Raw genomic sequence first — 15,853 nt, 5'->3', positions numbered from 1 at the left:
CATTCAAAATTCCTTTGGCTAAAGAGAGAAATCTTAGATTCACTCCAATAAGCTTCTGCTAATATATCCGCAGTTTGGCAACTAATGAATGAAAAATAGTCTTGACTCAGTCAGTCTTAAATGCTATTGACGTAGATCCTACAAGCTAAAAATGATTATTACTACAAATTACGACCCCATCCCTCCCCCTTGTTAACAACACTCGATAGGCATTCAGCTTCAATTGGTGAGGATCCTCAGCATCATGTTTCAATTGACTAGACTTCCAACCAGTATTTGTCCACTGTAAATCTTCTCCCCAATAAACGATGGCCATGTCTAATTCAAGCCCTTGTACTTGAAATTCTGTTGCTGCATATTTCAAATTCCTACAATAATAATTCGATTCAGGATAATTAAAATATTGCACGTGATACTTTGGGTGCACATTTCGATCACTGAACGGTACAACTTTTACACCTTTTGGATTTTTAATGCCTGACGATACGACGATTCCATATGTTTTATTGGTTCCTTCATACAGTTTTTCAACAAATAATTTGGCTTCTGCTAAGCTATTGACAACCTTCAGCATAAAGCGTTCATTCGCTAACTGTTTTTCAAGCGTTTTACAATGTTCAAAATCACCTGAAATAAATGCTTCTACCCATTCAAAATATTGCAAGGCCTTATGAGTTCTTAGTGACGTGTTTAAATGTAAATCCTTATTTTCATGGTATGTAAGGGCATTAGGAAATACATGTTGATGATGCTTTGCATGGACATGGATGTTTTCATTATGGATGGCATGATTCCAAAGACCGATACCACCCTCTTCCCCTAGATGAATTTCCTGCCCTTCTCCAATGAGGCCAACTACAACAGACCATGGTTTATGCTTGGCGATTTGGATGATCACATCTGGTTCACTTTGAGGTTTCTTCATCTTCTTTGCATCCCAAGCCCTCTGTGCTTCATCAAAAATAATCACCTGTTCTTCAGGTACTTTTCCGTAGTTTAAAAAGTCTGTTTTATAGTCATAAAGAGCCTGAACAAAGGTTTTATTTTTCAAGCTATCCTGCAAAACATCCACTAACGGGCCATTTCCGGACAGGTATATGGCTTTTTCAATCTCATGAGCAAGGGTCAGACCGACAAACGTCTTCCCTGCTCCAGGTACACCTGACACTAATATAAGATGATGCGTACGGTTCTTTTTTGCGAGTTCAACAATGGACTTAACCTCATTGACAACCGTGTCGAAGTTGCTACTTTTCAGTGTTTTGATTTTAGGAAGATCTTCTTCCCTCATGATAGCTCGTGCGGATTCAATGATTGATGGGAGTGGTTGAAAAACGCCTTCTAAAAAATCAAGATCGGAAATGAGCTTTGCATTCGTAAGTCTTTTTGCTATCTTATCAATTAGTACTCTAAGACCACCCCGACCAAGCTGATAGATTTGATACTTTTGATTAATTTTTAGGTCTCTATTTTCTTTCGTTACAACAAGAGCACCACGTACCTGTAAGGAAAACGTTTGAATCGCTGAATGATATTGCTGCAGGTCACGGATATAAAGCGACGTTTGGGTATATTCCGCATCATCAACGCCCGAATAGCTTTTAAACTCTAACACTAGTACCTCACCAGGTAGGAATAGCAATACATCAGGCCGTTTTCGACCACTTCTTACTATTTCATATTCGAAGATCAGAAAACCAGGCAAATGTTGAAAGTATGGAAGTTCTTCCTGCAAATAACGGATGCAATCATACCAGGCTCTAATTTGTGGTAATGTACTTTCCTTAGCGGGATTGATTTGGGCTTCTTCAACCGTTTGATTATAGATATGCAAGGAGAGCTGATTTACTAAGTGATCTTTATCCACTTCACTAAATTCCTTAAAAGTACCTTTCCAACCATAGTTATTCATAGTTCACCCACCAATATATATGTTCTTTCTTACTATTATAGTAAAATTATACTAATTAAAATATAGGGGGATACCAAAATGAATATTTCAATTGAACCAGGTGCTGTGCTAAATAATAATCAATTAACGAGTATATTTTTATGTGCTCCTCAAGGAGGTATGCGACGTTCCCATCGTACCAATACATTGGTTTTGATTTCAGACAAAACTGGTCTATACCAGGATCGCAAGGAGGATGGAATCTACCATTATACTGGAATGGGGCAGGTTGGCGATCAGACTTTAACGAGTCAAAATAAGACTTTAGCGGAATCTAGGGAAAATGGAATTGAAGTCCACTTGTTTGAAGTATTTAAGCCGAAAGAATATACCTATCAAGGAAGAGTAGAATTAGCTGATCCACCCTATACAGAGCGCCAAAAAGATAATAATGGGGATATGCGCAATGTTTGGATATTTCCCCTTCGTCTTGTTGAGGATGATCAAGAATGGATTCAAGAAATTGAACAATTAGAATCAATTATAGAGAAGGATGCAGCTCTAGAGGAAACCGAAAAGGAAAGAATCGTAAAAACACGAATTGGCCAATCAAAGTTCAAGCAAAAGCTTCTTTCCCAATCGAAACAATGTGCACTATGTGGTGTTGATGATGAACGTTTTTTAATTGCTAGTCATATCAAGCCTTGGAGTGAGTCAACAAATGAAGAACGACTCGATGTTAATAACGGACTATTGCTTTGTCCAAATCACGATTCATTATTCGATAAAGGGTTCATTTCTTTCGATGAGGAAGGGAAATTAGTAATTTCAGATAGCTTGAATGAAACCGTTAAAATTTTTATGAATATAAATTCTCAGTTCCGTTTGAACAATTATAAAAATAAAAGTCACTATATTAATTGGCATTTACAAAACAAACTTTTATCTTTAAAAGAACTTCACGATTAATTTAGTTACATCATTTACTAAAAAATACTGTCTATAAGAGATAAGGTACTAGGCAATAGCCAAAAATCACGGTGCCTTGTACCTTGCACTGTGATTTTTCGATTAATTGTATTTCTATTATCTTAGTCCAATCTAGTTTAATAATAACATTTTTTACTAAAGGGGCCGGACTTCTTAGTATATTTGATGGAAAGAACAACAAAAAACCTCCGAATCTTTATGGAGTTTCTTAATGATTTTCAAGTATTGAAACAAAAGTCTTATCTTTTAGCTGAGCTTATTATTTTTCAAAAACAATTCTCACTTCTCCACCGTTTCTGTTAACCCTTTATCTCTGGTACTTACTCAATAGAAACCTCTTATCGTAGCTGCCTTGTGGCTTCAATTCCTTTTTGTATCTCTCCTCTATGCGAAAATACCTTATATTTGAAATCTGCGTAATATTAAAAACTTTATGAATTAAGCTTAGCAACAAGAGTCAGGGGTTAATATAGTATTTTCTGTTAAAGAATGGGTACATCTGTTAAGAACCAACAATGAAAGTCACATCTGGCTAAGGGTAAGGAAATACTTGAGTGGAATAATACTATAGAAGATAATTTTACTTTTTAAGCTTTCTTGAAAAAAGAGGTTAAAACTATTCCTTATACTAGGAGGAAATAAAAATTGGCAACAGCAATGGTATCAATTATTATGTTAACTTGCACATTCGTTTTTATCGGAGGGTTAATTGCAATTGTAAATGCGTTGATTCAAAAAAAGAAGAAAAAAGCTTTAATTTGGTTGGGGATTGTAGTTTCATCTACCGTAATTTATCAAACAACAGGAACAGCTTACTGGACTAAACACACACCAGAGGCTCAACAAGAGACACAAGAAGATAGTCAATCAGAAGCTCAACAAGATGAAGAACCTAAGATTAAGAAAGAGCAATACGATGTCGTGTGGGGAACGTATGATAATGAATGGGTCTATAGTGACGACTGGACAGGTGAGGGATTTGAGGATTTTGATGAGGCTATGAACGTGTTGAATCAATGTATGACAGAAAGTGAGGAGGAAACTGAAAATTGTGTTTATAATTATTTAAAAAATAAATAATGCCGGCACACTTTGACAAAATAGATAGAATCCAATAATGATTTCCCTAATATCTTGTATCAGGCACCATCCAAAGGTTGGAGGGTGCCTGGTCAAATAGAAAGAACTAATATCCCACTGATACTACCTCAAGGGTAACAATCGTATCATCAATTGCATTAATATATACTTTAAATTCCTTTCCCCAATCGTATTCATTTGGAATAATAGTTACCGTAATGATATCAAGAAAAGATTTTTTAAGCTGTTCAAGATGATACCTATAAAGAAAAATAAAATTCTTTAATTTTTTGTGCCATTTGTTTTCGTCTTAAGTTTAAAAACTCTTCATATTGATTGAATTCCATTTCATAAATCTCAAGTGGAATACAGTTTTCTCGTAAATTTTCTTCTAATTGATTCAAATCATCAATCTCTCCTAATTTTATTTTTTTTGATTTACATTGCTCTATCATCTTTTGCATATATTCTTTTGGAGATTGATCTCTAATCGAGATATTTATTTCTTGCTGTGTATAAACATAATTAGCTATTTGGTTATATTGACCACGATTTGTCATGCCGTTTCTCTGTAAATATTTTTTAGGAAAGATATGATGTATATCTCCACGCTCTTCGATAAGATGTTTGATTTCAACCTCTTTTGATAAAAATCCTTTATCTCCATTTTTGATTTGGGATATTAAAAATAAGTGAAAATATGGACTACTAGCTACAGAAGTATTTAGACGAGTCACTAAAATATTGTTCCAAAATGCTTCAGATAGTTCCCCATCCTCAACATTTTTAACGTACTGCTCCACATTATCTGCCTGGAAAAAACGACGGACATCGAACTCAAACATAGATTCTGGTGATCCTGAATAACGGCCCGTTAACATGGATAAAACTAACCATTTTCGTACCGTTTTACTAATTATAGCTTGATCCACCTTTTTATCTCTAAGCATTAAATATAAAACATAACCAAAATTCAATGCGTTTTGTGAACGAATTAAACTTTTACTGATAATTCCAGCTGACTTTACGATCATTAGATACCTTTTAAAGTTCGTTTCATTTACAAAAGACAATACGCCTTCTTCAAGAGTCCTATACGAATTTTCAGCAATATCTTCTTTATAGTCCCTTGTTTCAAAATCTCTACCTGAAAGTAAGCTTACCAAGTTTGATAACTTTCCTCGCAAAAATTTTGAAGTAAAAGCAACCCGAAGCAAATCTGAATAATCAGGGACATATAAGGATTCATGGTGATCTTTAATCCATTTAATTTTGTCAAAATAATTTGTATTAACAAATTCAACATCATTCATTTGAATCGCAGAAAAATCTGCAGGATTTTTCGCAAGATGACAAAAATAATCAATTGTTTTTCTAATTAGAACTCCACTATATTTTTCATTTACTGCAATCTTGGACATAGCAAAATCAGCTTGACTTAAAACAACACCCTGGGAATTGATTCTGATAAATATCTCCGTAACTGTTTCAATATCCAGTTCATGAGATAACTCAATAATGCCAATGTTGCTATATCGTATATTCGTTAATCTGTTAATAATCTGGCCTATTTTACTTTGATCACCGATATCATTAGCTGCACAATATTGCTGAACAAAACCAAACATATCAAAACCATTTTTGAAAAAATCTGAGATATCACTAACCCACTCTTGATTTTTATCAATGGCAACATTATATACTTCGAATTTTTCTTCCTTAGGGTTAAAGGCTATCTTTATTCTTCTTTTCTTATAATCCGACCCCACAACTTCTTGTCCAAGAAGTGCTGCAGTCATGGCAGTAATCCTTTGCTGACCATCAATTATGATCTTTTTACCTTGTGAAGTCGTTCCATCTTTCAATTTTGTATCCGGATTTCTCCACGTAATAATATATCCAATTGGATAGTCTTGATATAGCGAATCCATTAAATCCCTGACCTTACTTGAATCCCATACAAATGGTCGTTGAATTTCCGGGATTGCAATTTCCCCACTTTTTATCGAACCCATGATTGTATCTATGGAAGTATTATTTACAACATACTTGCTCATTACAAGCACCTACCTACTGTATTGATTTTAATCCCTCTATCTTTCCTTCATTTAATAAATAAGCGTCCAGCAACTTACAAATATCACCAATATTATATCATTTCTTACCTGACACTTATAATCCTGAAGTTAAACGAATCTTTCCTTTATTCGTTAAAAAACTATCACAAAATAGTAATTTATTATAATCTATCATTCTGCGTTGATATGCTATTCTAAAATAAAATTAATTTATTTAAGGAGAGAAAACCATGGGCTCTTTTTTATTTTTTGCTGTAATGTTAGCTTTATCCTGGTGGCTTCGAGTAAATTTCGCACAAATTAAAGGATTCATTGGAGAAAAGCACGTATCTACCCTCCTCCAAAAGCTTGATCCAAATAATTATATTCTTATGAATGATATTCATATCCCCAAAAAGAATGGCTCCACCTCACAAATTGATCATATGCTTATTTCACATAAAGGTCTGTTTGTCATAAAAACAAAAAACTATAAGGGCTTGATCATGGGTTCAGAAAACAGCCAGTATTGGACACAGGTTATTTATAAACGGAAAGAAAGATTTTATAATCCGATTTGGCAAAATTTAGGTCATATTAAAACAATACAAGAATTTCTTGGAAATCCTCTTGATGGTGTACCCATATACTCTATTGTGGTATTCAGTAATCAAACTACCTTTAAGTTTAAAGTCCCGTTTAAAAAAGCCAAGGTAATTAAAAGTAAAGATTTACTATCAGTAATCCAAAGAGAAAACGGAGTAAATCTCGTTTCAGATTCTAAAAGACAGAAAATCCAACAACAACTATCATCTCTTTTTGTAACAGATAAGGAAGAACGAAAGAAGCAGAAAAAAATGCACGTCGCGAATATTAAGCAGGATATTGCTGATAGAATACTAAATGAGCAAATGAATGTTTGTCCTCGTTGTGGAGGACATCTTGTTGTCAGGAAAGGTAAATATGGAAAATTCAAGGGATGCAGTAATTACCCTAAGTGTAGGTATACTGTTTAGTGAATTTATTTCAAAGTAATTTTGGATACAAGTAATAGGTGTAGGCTAATTAATTTAACCTACCCTTTTAAATTTTTAAATTGATATGTTGGGACACTTTTATCTATTGAGTAAAAAGCTCCTATTAAATCGTTCTCAATCTCTTTTAGGTGATAATCTGTGGCATCTTTCAGTATAAAATAAGAAAACTCCACCTCTTGGCCCCATTCTTTTCTATTATGCTCCTTTAATCTTTCTTTCAATTTCTTTGACTGTCCTATATATAAGAGTGAATTTGTTTCAATACCTTTTATACGATATACCCCTTTACTTGATGGGACTTCTGACAATTGCTCCTTTGTAATAAATTTTAACCATGGCAGTCCCATAAAGTCTGTTGATATGGGAGAACCTTGAAAGTGTAACGGGGTACTACTATTTCCCCACGTTTGGTTTTTTACATTTTTTGAATGTAATTTTCCTCCGCGGAACCCACTTTTTCTACTTTTTGACTTAATATAGTCCTGATGAAATCGTCCGTGATTACAGAATGTCGACTCTCCCATTTCAACACGATATTTCCATAATAGAAAACATTCAAGTCCTTCTCTATTCTCTTTAGTCATTTCTACTATAGCTACCGAACATTCAAATTCCCAACCTTCAGCATCCTTCCATGCCCATAAAGATGGAGCAGCAGTATGTGGATCATTGAAAGGCATTTGTTCCTTATTTGTATTTCGGATTAAATCAGTTAGTCGCTCTCTTAAATTACGACCTGTCTGACCAACATACATGAGATGACTTTGGCCTACAGGTTTTATACGATACATACCCGGGGAAGTTGGTAAAAGCTTTTTTGTTTTCATCACTTGATTAAATGTAAGCCAAGGAGTCCAAGTGATTCCTCCCCAAGTATCTGATAGATAAGTTTTACTCATTCTTTTTACCTTCTATCCATTACTGTATTTGATTACTTAAGTACTGAAGCTGTTCACCTATTTGCATTCCTTTAAGTGGGACGTGACATTTAGAACCAGCATTCTCAAGTATAGGTACAAGGTATTGTCTATATTTTTCTCCAGCAAAGAAGTAAATTTCTGGCTGATTAGTAAACTCACTTATTAGTTCTTCTCCTACTCTATCTGCCCACTCTCTTCTTTCCTCCGCAATCATCGTTACTAAGGTTACATCATACGGAGAAATGATTGTATTTTTATTTAACAGTCCATATTTTGCAGATAAAATATACCAGTCGTCTATATCTGTTTGTTTAATATAGGAAGTTATTTTTTTGAAAAGAGTTGAAGGCATGTACATTTCTTCTGCACTACAAGGAAATTCTTTCTTTTGTTTGGTACAGCTAACTAATGCAATTTTCATTTTGTCACCTTCGACAGTTATTAATATTTAAGCGGCGTTCTACTAATGATTACCAAAATATACTTAAAGATGTTTTCTTTAAATATTAGATTATCTCTTTTTGAACTCATATAATTTTTTGTTGAATTAAACTTTTTTTGGTTGGTTAATTAAATATGATGCTATCTCTTAATTAATACTAGCTTAAGTATTTTGTCCCCCAATTTTACGACCCGCGCAATACTGACAACCTTTTTTTACCTTTACTTATATAAAGTTCTCATTTTTTGAAATTCATCTTTTATTTCATCAATTAGCTTTTGTGGCGATAGTATCTCTACCTGACTCCCCCATGCCAAAATCCAGCCTTTAAGACCTTGACTTAATTTTGCTTTTGCTTTTAAAAGGAAATATTCATCGTCTACTTTTCGTAAATCGACATCAATCCCAAATTTATCAATTACACCATTCAGGATACTTTGGTTTAATTTGAATTTAAGGGTAATCCACTCATCTTGCCCGCCAAACATATGAAACGAATTTTGAACATACGTACTTAGGTTGGTTCTCTTTTGAGTAAATTTATCTTCGGTTATCGTGACATAACGGTAGTTTCTTGGGTTTTTTTCATCGCTGTATTTTACATCGTCACCGATCAGATAATAAAAATCTGATTCCCATATTAACGCATGTGGTTTAATCTGATAGAGTTTTCCATTATGCCGCAGTTTAAATTCCTTTTCGATGCCCCAATCTCCATATTGAAACGTAATCATCTTACTTTCGGATAATGCTTCATGGATTTGGTCAATATGAAGTTTTATCAATTGGTATTCTTGATTAATCGATTGATGATAAACAATTGGATCTGGCAATGTTTTTGCAATGTGTTCACTTGTTAGTTTTTTTACATTTTGAATGATATTCTTCTTCTCTTCTTCCGTGATAAACCGTGCTGACAAAATCGGATCTACTAATAATCTTAATTGATAGCTTTCAAAAAGCCGAGCTTGATGGCTGTACTTTTTTTCACCGAACTTTTCGACATTTTCGATAATGTCAATGCCGGCTTCTTGAAGTGTATGTATGTATCTCTTTACTGCTTTTGCATCTGCCGTGCAATCTGGAATTTCTAATCTCAGCTTTTCAATCAGTTCTTTGATGGAAAGCTGGTGATTTTCATCCGTCTCTCGAAGGAATACTTTTTGTAGCGCAAGTAACCTCATTCCAGTTTTGATTTCGCTCACATTATCACCCCTTCAAAATATAAAAACAGCCTGTCCCCACCTTACCATAATGGCTGAACAGGCTGAATTCTTTTTATTATTTTAAATCTTTTTCTGTAAAATGAATCATCGCTCCAACCACTGGCATATGAATCCAAGCTTCATAGACAGTCTTTCCTGTTGCTTTCGATAACGCCTCGGCATAGGTTCTTAACTGCGGAAGATAACTGGAAGCGCGTGGAAGCCAGTCCGATTCTTTTCCCGGAAAGGTTTTATGGTCAATAATGACCCAGCCTTTTGGTGTATCTAGCAGTAAGTCAATCCATCCGGAAGCTTTTTGCAGCCCTTTTCGTAAATGGATTGGCCATTCATGATGTATGGATAATAGATCCGGAAACTGCTCAGAGATAAACTGTGCAAGCCGGTCTGAGGCACTTAGCATGGAAGCTGCTGATAGTGCACTAATATCATATCTATGTCTGATGGCCTCAGCCATAGCCAATCGTTCATCCCATGTCTTAGAGGAATCATCTGCGGCTAAAAATGCGTGAACCATTTCCCCAAGCGTTGCCATTTCAGGGTTGCCTGATAAAGGGAGACGGCTGCCAATAGGTTGTATTTTCGAAATGTTTGAATCCACATCTGTCTCTAACGGAAGACCGCTGTCAATCTCCCCAACCATTTCATCACTCTTCTGTCCGCTTGGAATAAATCGGGCCGGTAGGAATGGTTCTGGCTCTAGTGTTCTTCCCACAAAAACAGATTCAACGGCTAACTTGTAATGGGTGGATTGTTCAGTCTCCTCATCAATTGATAACATTTCGACCTTACAATAGAAAGGATTACCATTTACAATGATAGTTCCCATTTGGCTGTTATGCTGATTATCTTCGTCTGTTCCTTCTTGCACCCCAATACTTGCGATTATTGGACGGCCTGCCTCATCGGTTAATTCATCCAGCCAGCCTATTTTGGAAAAGTCGCGAGCTGCAAATACAAGGTAGTCCCTGGCTCTTGTCATTCCTACATACATCAGCCTTTGATTCTCATCTATGAGCTGCTGCTCTCGTTCTTGAAGCTGTGGAGCCTCTTTTGCAAAAGTATCTAGACTTACATTACTTGTTTGCTGTCCGTATGGCCATGGCCAGTAATAGAGGCGGCGTCCATTTAGAGGATCTTCAACATTAAACTTAGTTGTACTGACCGCTGTTACTTTATCAAATACAGGCAGCTTTTTTCGCTTGGATGAATTATCCAGAGAATTTAAGATGACAAAAGGCCACTCCAATCCTTTTGCTTTGTGATAGGTAAGGACCCGTACGGCATTGTGATCAGTCGATTCTGCCACTAGATTTAATTCTTTATCTTTTTCAGCTTCACCGAGGAATAAGAGAAAACCAGTCATTGTTGCGGCCGTTCCATTTGTTGCTGCAGTATCCTCATATACGGATGCAAGTTTTCGAAGGGCATCAAGGTTGGCAAGCCTCTGTTCCGGCTTGCCCCATCTTAAAGCGGTTTCGTCTACCCGTGCTGTAATCGAGGCTAATTCTAATACCTCACCCGGACTCATTTGGGCAATCTTTTCCCGGGCCTTGTTAAGTTTTTGGATAATTGACTCTGTCGCAAAGGTTTCGGCCCGCTTATCAGATTGCAGCCATTCATTTAACCAGCGTCCTTCTCCCCACTTATCGGAAGAAAAATGGAGTAATTCCGCAAGTGCAAGAGTATCTCTAGGGTCGATTAAATAACGGAAAGCGGCAACGGCATAAACAACTTCCGGCTCTGATAACAAGCCCTGTTCTCCAACAGTAGCAGGGATGCCCAATTTGCCAAGTTCTTTAGCGATATCCACACATTCGTCATTTGAACGACAGAGAATGGCAATATCACTTGGTCTGAGAGAACGAGGCTCTCGTGAAATTTTATCTACTATTATATATTGATCTTTATTCCTTATTACGTTTTGGACACCTGTTGCTAAATGGGCCGCATCGGTGTTTTTATTTTTAGAATGGGAGTAGGACCATACTTCCACTGCTAGTGTTTGCTCGGGAAGATCTTCCCGTTTTGGATCTAACGCGATTCGCTTTGCAGGCATCCCGCCAGCTTCAAAAACAGGAATGAAAATAGTGTTGACAAATTCAACCAATGACTTCCGTGAACGATAAGAAGCGTCTAAGATTTCTATTTCTAAATCAGGAATACTAGTCATCGCTGTTTGCATAAGTTCAGGGTCCGTACCCCTGAAACCATATATCGCCTGTTTGACGTCACCAACCCACGTAGCACTTTCGGCAATTTCGCGCAGCTGCATATTTAGAGCGATTTGCAACGGGCTTGAATCCTGGAATTCATCGATAAATACAGTGGAAATTCTGTCTTTTAACACTTCTGTATTTTGATCGTCCTTCAGTAAGCGAAGGGCCAACGATTCTTGGTCAGTAAAATCAATCAATCCCCGCTTACTTTTTTCACTAGCATAGGTTTCCATTGCCTCTGCTGCACATTGAAATACAGCATACATGGCATCTTTCAAGTCTTGATGCAGCCTTGGATGCCTGTCATGAATAGAAGCTGCACGATGTACCGGCGAAACCGCATCTCGACTTTTGGCGCCTGTTTTTAGCTTACTTAATTTTGCCCATTGCTGCCAGGAAAGTGAGCCATAAAGGTCCCAATCCCGCAGTGTCTCTGTTATGGTATCGATTGCTTTTGCCGTATCATTTGTCTTATCCCCTCCTGGAAGCACAGACTTTACGACGGTTAACGCAGCTTTTAAGTCTGAATCTAGCTGCTCGGAATTTGTGAGCGGCTCTGGGAGCCATTTTAACATGTTTTCCCAGGAATAATCGGCACATCCTTTTATATCCATTGCACTTATGCCATTTTCACGGGCGAGCTTTAATACCTCAAGTACCTTTTTCCCCCAATAATTGCCGTTCCTGTCATTTCGGTCATTAAGTCCCAGGCGGGTAAAGGCTTGATGGTAGTCATGATAGTATCGGAGCATGATTTCTTCGGCAATCGTATGAAATAAGGTTGTTGCCTCTGTGTCGGGTAATACCTTTTGAACCGGTGAAAGACCCATTTCAAGAGCAAATTCACGTAATAGCCGGCCAAATACACTATTCATCGTCCCGACATACCCATCCAATATTCGCGCAGCAGCAGCCGCATCCCCTTCTTCTAGAAGTTTCAAGCGAACCCTCTCAATGAGTTCATCTGCGGCCTTGGTGGTAAAAGTGGTCGCCATAATATTTTCTGGCGGAACTCCGTTAATAATTGATTGATAAATTTCTTCCGTTAAACGATAGGTTTTTCCGGCTCCCGCGCCAGCACTTAACATTTTTAACTGCCCGCTCATTTTGACACCCTCCTAAATCCACAAAGATTCTGATATTCGCAGTTAGAACATGGTGGATCTATTGTTGAAACAAATGATTCCTCACTATGGTTCTGACCATCTGCGGTTTCTTCCATTATATTTGCATTAGCCGGTATACCAGGCGCAATGACAGTCCCTGCGAAGAGCTGCGAGGAGGCAGCCTCTACCGCTTTTCGAAGGACATCATATGACTCAAGTAGTGATGGACCTTCAACATGATAGTCAATCGGAAAATCGTCATGTGGTCTGCTGAAGAAATCTCCATTCCTCAGCATAAAATAGGCTACAGGTAGTTCTTCCTTTTCTTGGTCGGCTAATAGCCAATGGTAAAGAGCTAGCTGGACGGATATATTTTCAAGCTTTGCTTTGTAATTACCCGGCCATTTGGACCATTTTGCATCTAAGAGAAGCTTTTTGCCCGTTTTGGATTTTCCAACTAAGTCTAATCTTCCTTTGAACTTGACCTTCTCATTCCAAGGTTTTTCTATCTCTATTTCGGTATGTTCAATCTGTATACCAGCATGATTCAATACTTTGAAAAATTGCATAAGTGACTTTTGTAACCTAGTTCTCGTTTCACTTCGAGTAATTCCATTTTTAGGTTCTAACAGAGTAGCCGCTAGCGACGGTACCATCTGATCAAACAATTCCCCTGCACGTACCCTAACTTCTTCTTCGGTCCAGTTTGGTTTTTCCGTTATTAATTGTTCCAGTACCATATGTCCAAGATTACCAAGAATGATTGATTCATTTGGAATCGAGAGAACATTCCCAGGTTTTACATTGGCTACATACCTAAATGTCCATTTTAATGGACAACCGATTAGTGTCTCAAAACTAGTGGCCGACTCTTCTTCACGCTGCAGGATGGTATTTTCAGGAACCTGCCAGGTTCGAATTGGTTCCGGAATTCTACGTGATGTTAATTCCATTCGTTCAAAGGTTTCGCCAAATAAAATATAACTTGGTTGTTTCCGCAGCTGAGCAGAATCGACGGTTATCTTTCTCTCTGTTAGGTTGTCTTTGGCAACAGCAAAACGAATTTCATCCCAAAGAGGATGTACAGGTATTTCCGCCCCCTTTACCTTTTCAGGGGCAATCAGAATTAGCCTGCGATTTGCTAACCTGGCAGCACGCTGCCAGGAAGCCGCTTCCCTGCGACGGCGTGTATCGTCTTCGGTAAGATAAATTCCATGGTCTCTTAACCATGTACGTTCATTTGATGTCCAGGTTCGGATACTTGGCCCAGACGTGTTTTTATTGAATCCCCACCAAAGGATGGTGTCTGCTTGGCCGAAAATTTGGCCAGGATGATAGACCACATGCCATTTCGCTGCCTCCTGTCCATAGTTGGACAACTTTACACCTTCTCCTAAAACTGAATCAAGGATGCGAGCCACTTGTAAATGGTTTACTATACTGACACCAAGTGTCTTTATTCCCTCAATGACCTCTTGGGCAACCTTTGTGGCTTGAGCATACATGACATCATCTGTCATTTGATAATTAATCGCAGCCCATTGGCTTACCTTTTGACAAATTTGAACTAGTTTCTCAAATGGAATTCCAGCATTTGGATCGTAATAATCATGGTTTACCCATAAATCTAGCTTGGCTTCTAAGTTTTTTCGGCGTTTTTTCAGTTCTTGCTCATCGATATTTTCAGCCGACCATTGTTCCTCATAGTCTCTAATTCCATCCTTGATAGCCTTTAGCCAATTTGGTCCGCCAATTCCTGGGGTAGAAGCTAATTCTTTCGCCAATCTATAACGAATCCGTCCAGGTATAGGCGAGCCTGGAATCGTTAATAATTCCATCATTCGATTAACCTTCAATGGTTCCCAATACGTATCAATGGTTAATGGCAGTACTTGAAGAACAGCTCTCCATTTAGAAGCAGCATCCACTCCAGCAGCTGGCACCCCTCGTCTGTGGAGGAACTCATCGAGGAGCACGGATCCTTCTTCTTTAATGATGACAGTATCTTCATTGCCATTTTCTTGGAGCCAGCTAATTAAAAAGTCTGCAGCATCCCATTCCTGTTCGGCTCGAACGAGAAGTAAGCTTCCATCGCCTTGAGCCTGTTGGGACCCGTTTTCTCCTGCTAATACAGATTGAAGTAGGGATAAATCAGACGAAGATTCTGCATGGTTTCCTGTTTCCATATCGGCAGGTCTTTTGATAACTTGTACACCTTGATCTTTTAATAGATCAATGAGCTGAATGGACCACGGATCCCATAAGGTTACATCTTCATCGACAATCGTAATCTTTTCAATCTTTAACGAAACTTCAGCTCTAAGGTGCGTTAGCAAAGCGCGAACACGATCGGAAAATCCCAATGTTTTGTTGAGATTGGCAAGTTCCAGCTTTTGCAGCGTTTCCAGCCATTTGCTTCCACCTGCAGGTATAGCGGGTTCCCATCCAGCTATAACTAATTCATCACGCCGGCGTAATAATTCTCTTGCCGTATTCCACGAGTCCTTGTGGAAAGATTGAGAAAATGGCATATGATCATTATCTAATTTGCGAATCAACTCCTGCCACTCTGCTATTCTTATATTTTCTGAGTTCAGGGGTGAAGTTAGTCCTAACTGTGTTTCTAAAATACCAACCAATCCTTTAAAACCTGTTACTACTATTCCTTCGGATGCTTCTTTATCACCTAGTGCGTCCGGAAAGGATGCAGAATCCAGCCAAAAGCCAAGAATGATGTCCATAACAGGGTCTCCTCCTTTTTTCTGGGTCATTTCCCATCAATTTATAACTTTATTTAAATTTGTCAATTACTTTACAAAATGTAAGATTGTTTAGCCTTTTATGAGTTTCTTTTAATAAATACTATTATACACACAAAGGTGTACCAG

General features: G+C 37.6%; 10 protein-coding genes. 3 read left to right on the top strand and 7 right to left on the bottom strand.

Annotated features, from left to right (window positions below; all coding sequences use genetic code 11):
* Positions 1-145 precede the first annotated feature (145 nt).
* Entirely contained in the window at positions 146-1,912 is a 1,767-nt protein-coding gene (locus R4Z09_RS12100) for a DNA/RNA helicase domain-containing protein (RefSeq protein ID WP_338452547.1), read from the bottom strand.
* A gap of 78 nt (positions 1,913-1,990) precedes the next feature.
* On the opposite strand from R4Z09_RS12100, the gene R4Z09_RS12095 reads away from it, so the two are divergent.
* Both R4Z09_RS12095 and R4Z09_RS12090 read left to right on the top strand, forming a co-directional pair.
* Positions 1,991-2,860 (top strand): HNH endonuclease, encoded by an 870-nt coding sequence (locus R4Z09_RS12095; protein ID WP_338452546.1) that lies wholly within the window; start codon positions 1,991-1,993, stop codon positions 2,858-2,860.
* A 666-nt stretch (positions 2,861-3,526) separates the two neighbouring features.
* Positions 3,527-3,961, top strand: a complete 435-nt coding sequence (locus R4Z09_RS12090) for a hypothetical protein (RefSeq protein ID WP_338452545.1) — start codon at positions 3,527-3,529, stop codon at positions 3,959-3,961.
* A gap of 260 nt (positions 3,962-4,221) precedes the next feature.
* Here R4Z09_RS12090 and R4Z09_RS12085 read toward each other — a convergent pair whose 3' ends face one another.
* Positions 4,222-6,018: a GmrSD restriction endonuclease domain-containing protein gene (locus R4Z09_RS12085; RefSeq protein WP_338452544.1), complete on the bottom strand. Its 1,797-nt coding sequence runs from the start codon at positions 6,016-6,018 to the stop codon at positions 4,222-4,224.
* Positions 6,019-6,269: 251 nt separating this feature from the next.
* On the opposite strand from R4Z09_RS12085, the gene R4Z09_RS12080 reads away from it, so the two are divergent.
* Complete coding sequence (locus R4Z09_RS12080; RefSeq protein WP_338452543.1) at positions 6,270-7,034, top strand: NERD domain-containing protein; 765 nt, start codon at positions 6,270-6,272, stop codon at positions 7,032-7,034.
* A 59-nt stretch (positions 7,035-7,093) separates the two neighbouring features.
* Here R4Z09_RS12080 and R4Z09_RS12075 read toward each other — a convergent pair whose 3' ends face one another.
* From R4Z09_RS12075 to R4Z09_RS12055, 5 genes are all read right to left on the bottom strand, one after another.
* Positions 7,094-7,954 (bottom strand): GIY-YIG nuclease family protein, encoded by an 861-nt coding sequence (locus R4Z09_RS12075; RefSeq protein ID WP_338452542.1) that lies wholly within the window; start codon positions 7,952-7,954, stop codon positions 7,094-7,096.
* 19 nt (positions 7,955-7,973) lie between these two features.
* Positions 7,974-8,396, bottom strand: a complete 423-nt coding sequence (locus tag R4Z09_RS12070; RefSeq protein WP_338452541.1) for a DUF6884 domain-containing protein — start codon at positions 8,394-8,396, stop codon at positions 7,974-7,976.
* A 242-nt stretch (positions 8,397-8,638) separates the two neighbouring features.
* The gene (locus R4Z09_RS12065; protein WP_338452540.1) at positions 8,639-9,622 is read right to left on the bottom strand and encodes a WYL domain-containing protein; all 984 of its coding nucleotides are present in this window, start codon (positions 9,620-9,622) and stop codon (positions 8,639-8,641) included.
* 76 nt (positions 9,623-9,698) lie between these two features.
* Positions 9,699-12,965, bottom strand: coding sequence for a UvrD-helicase domain-containing protein (locus R4Z09_RS12060; protein ID WP_338452539.1), 3,267 nt, complete (start codon positions 12,963-12,965; stop codon positions 9,699-9,701).
* Positions 12,962-15,706: a PD-(D/E)XK nuclease family protein gene (locus tag R4Z09_RS12055; RefSeq protein WP_338452538.1), complete on the bottom strand. Its 2,745-nt coding sequence runs from the start codon at positions 15,704-15,706 to the stop codon at positions 12,962-12,964. Before R4Z09_RS12055 ends, R4Z09_RS12060 begins: the two co-directional genes overlap by 4 nt.
* Positions 15,707-15,853: the final 147 nt, after the last annotated feature.

Source organism: Niallia oryzisoli (assembly GCF_036670025.1).
GTDB lineage: Bacteria > Bacillota > Bacilli > Bacillales > Cytobacillaceae > Bacillus_BD > Bacillus_BD oryzisoli.
Note: the sequence above shows the minus strand (reverse complement) of the source record. Positions and strands in the feature narration are given on the sequence as shown.

Excerpts from the sequence above, each read along its gene's own strand:
- R4Z09_RS12080 (WP_338452543.1), top strand. The coding sequence starts at position 6,270 with ATGGGCTCTTTTTTATTTTTTGCTGTAATGTTAGCTTTATCCTGGTGG.
- R4Z09_RS12055 (WP_338452538.1), bottom strand. The coding sequence starts at position 15,706 with ATGGACATCATTCTTGGCTTTTGGCTGGATTCTGCATCCTTTCCGGAC.
- R4Z09_RS12095 (WP_338452546.1), top strand. The coding sequence starts at position 1,991 with ATGAATATTTCAATTGAACCAGGTGCTGTGCTAAATAATAATCAATTA.
- R4Z09_RS12060 (WP_338452539.1), bottom strand. The coding sequence starts at position 12,965 with ATGAGCGGGCAGTTAAAAATGTTAAGTGCTGGCGCGGGAGCCGGAAAA.
- R4Z09_RS12075 (WP_338452542.1), bottom strand. The coding sequence starts at position 7,954 with ATGAGTAAAACTTATCTATCAGATACTTGGGGAGGAATCACTTGGACT.
- R4Z09_RS12100 (WP_338452547.1), bottom strand. The coding sequence starts at position 1,912 with ATGAATAACTATGGTTGGAAAGGTACTTTTAAGGAATTTAGTGAAGTG.
- R4Z09_RS12070 (WP_338452541.1), bottom strand. The coding sequence starts at position 8,396 with ATGAAAATTGCATTAGTTAGCTGTACCAAACAAAAGAAAGAATTTCCT.
- R4Z09_RS12085 (WP_338452544.1), bottom strand. The coding sequence starts at position 6,018 with ATGAGCAAGTATGTTGTAAATAATACTTCCATAGATACAATCATGGGT.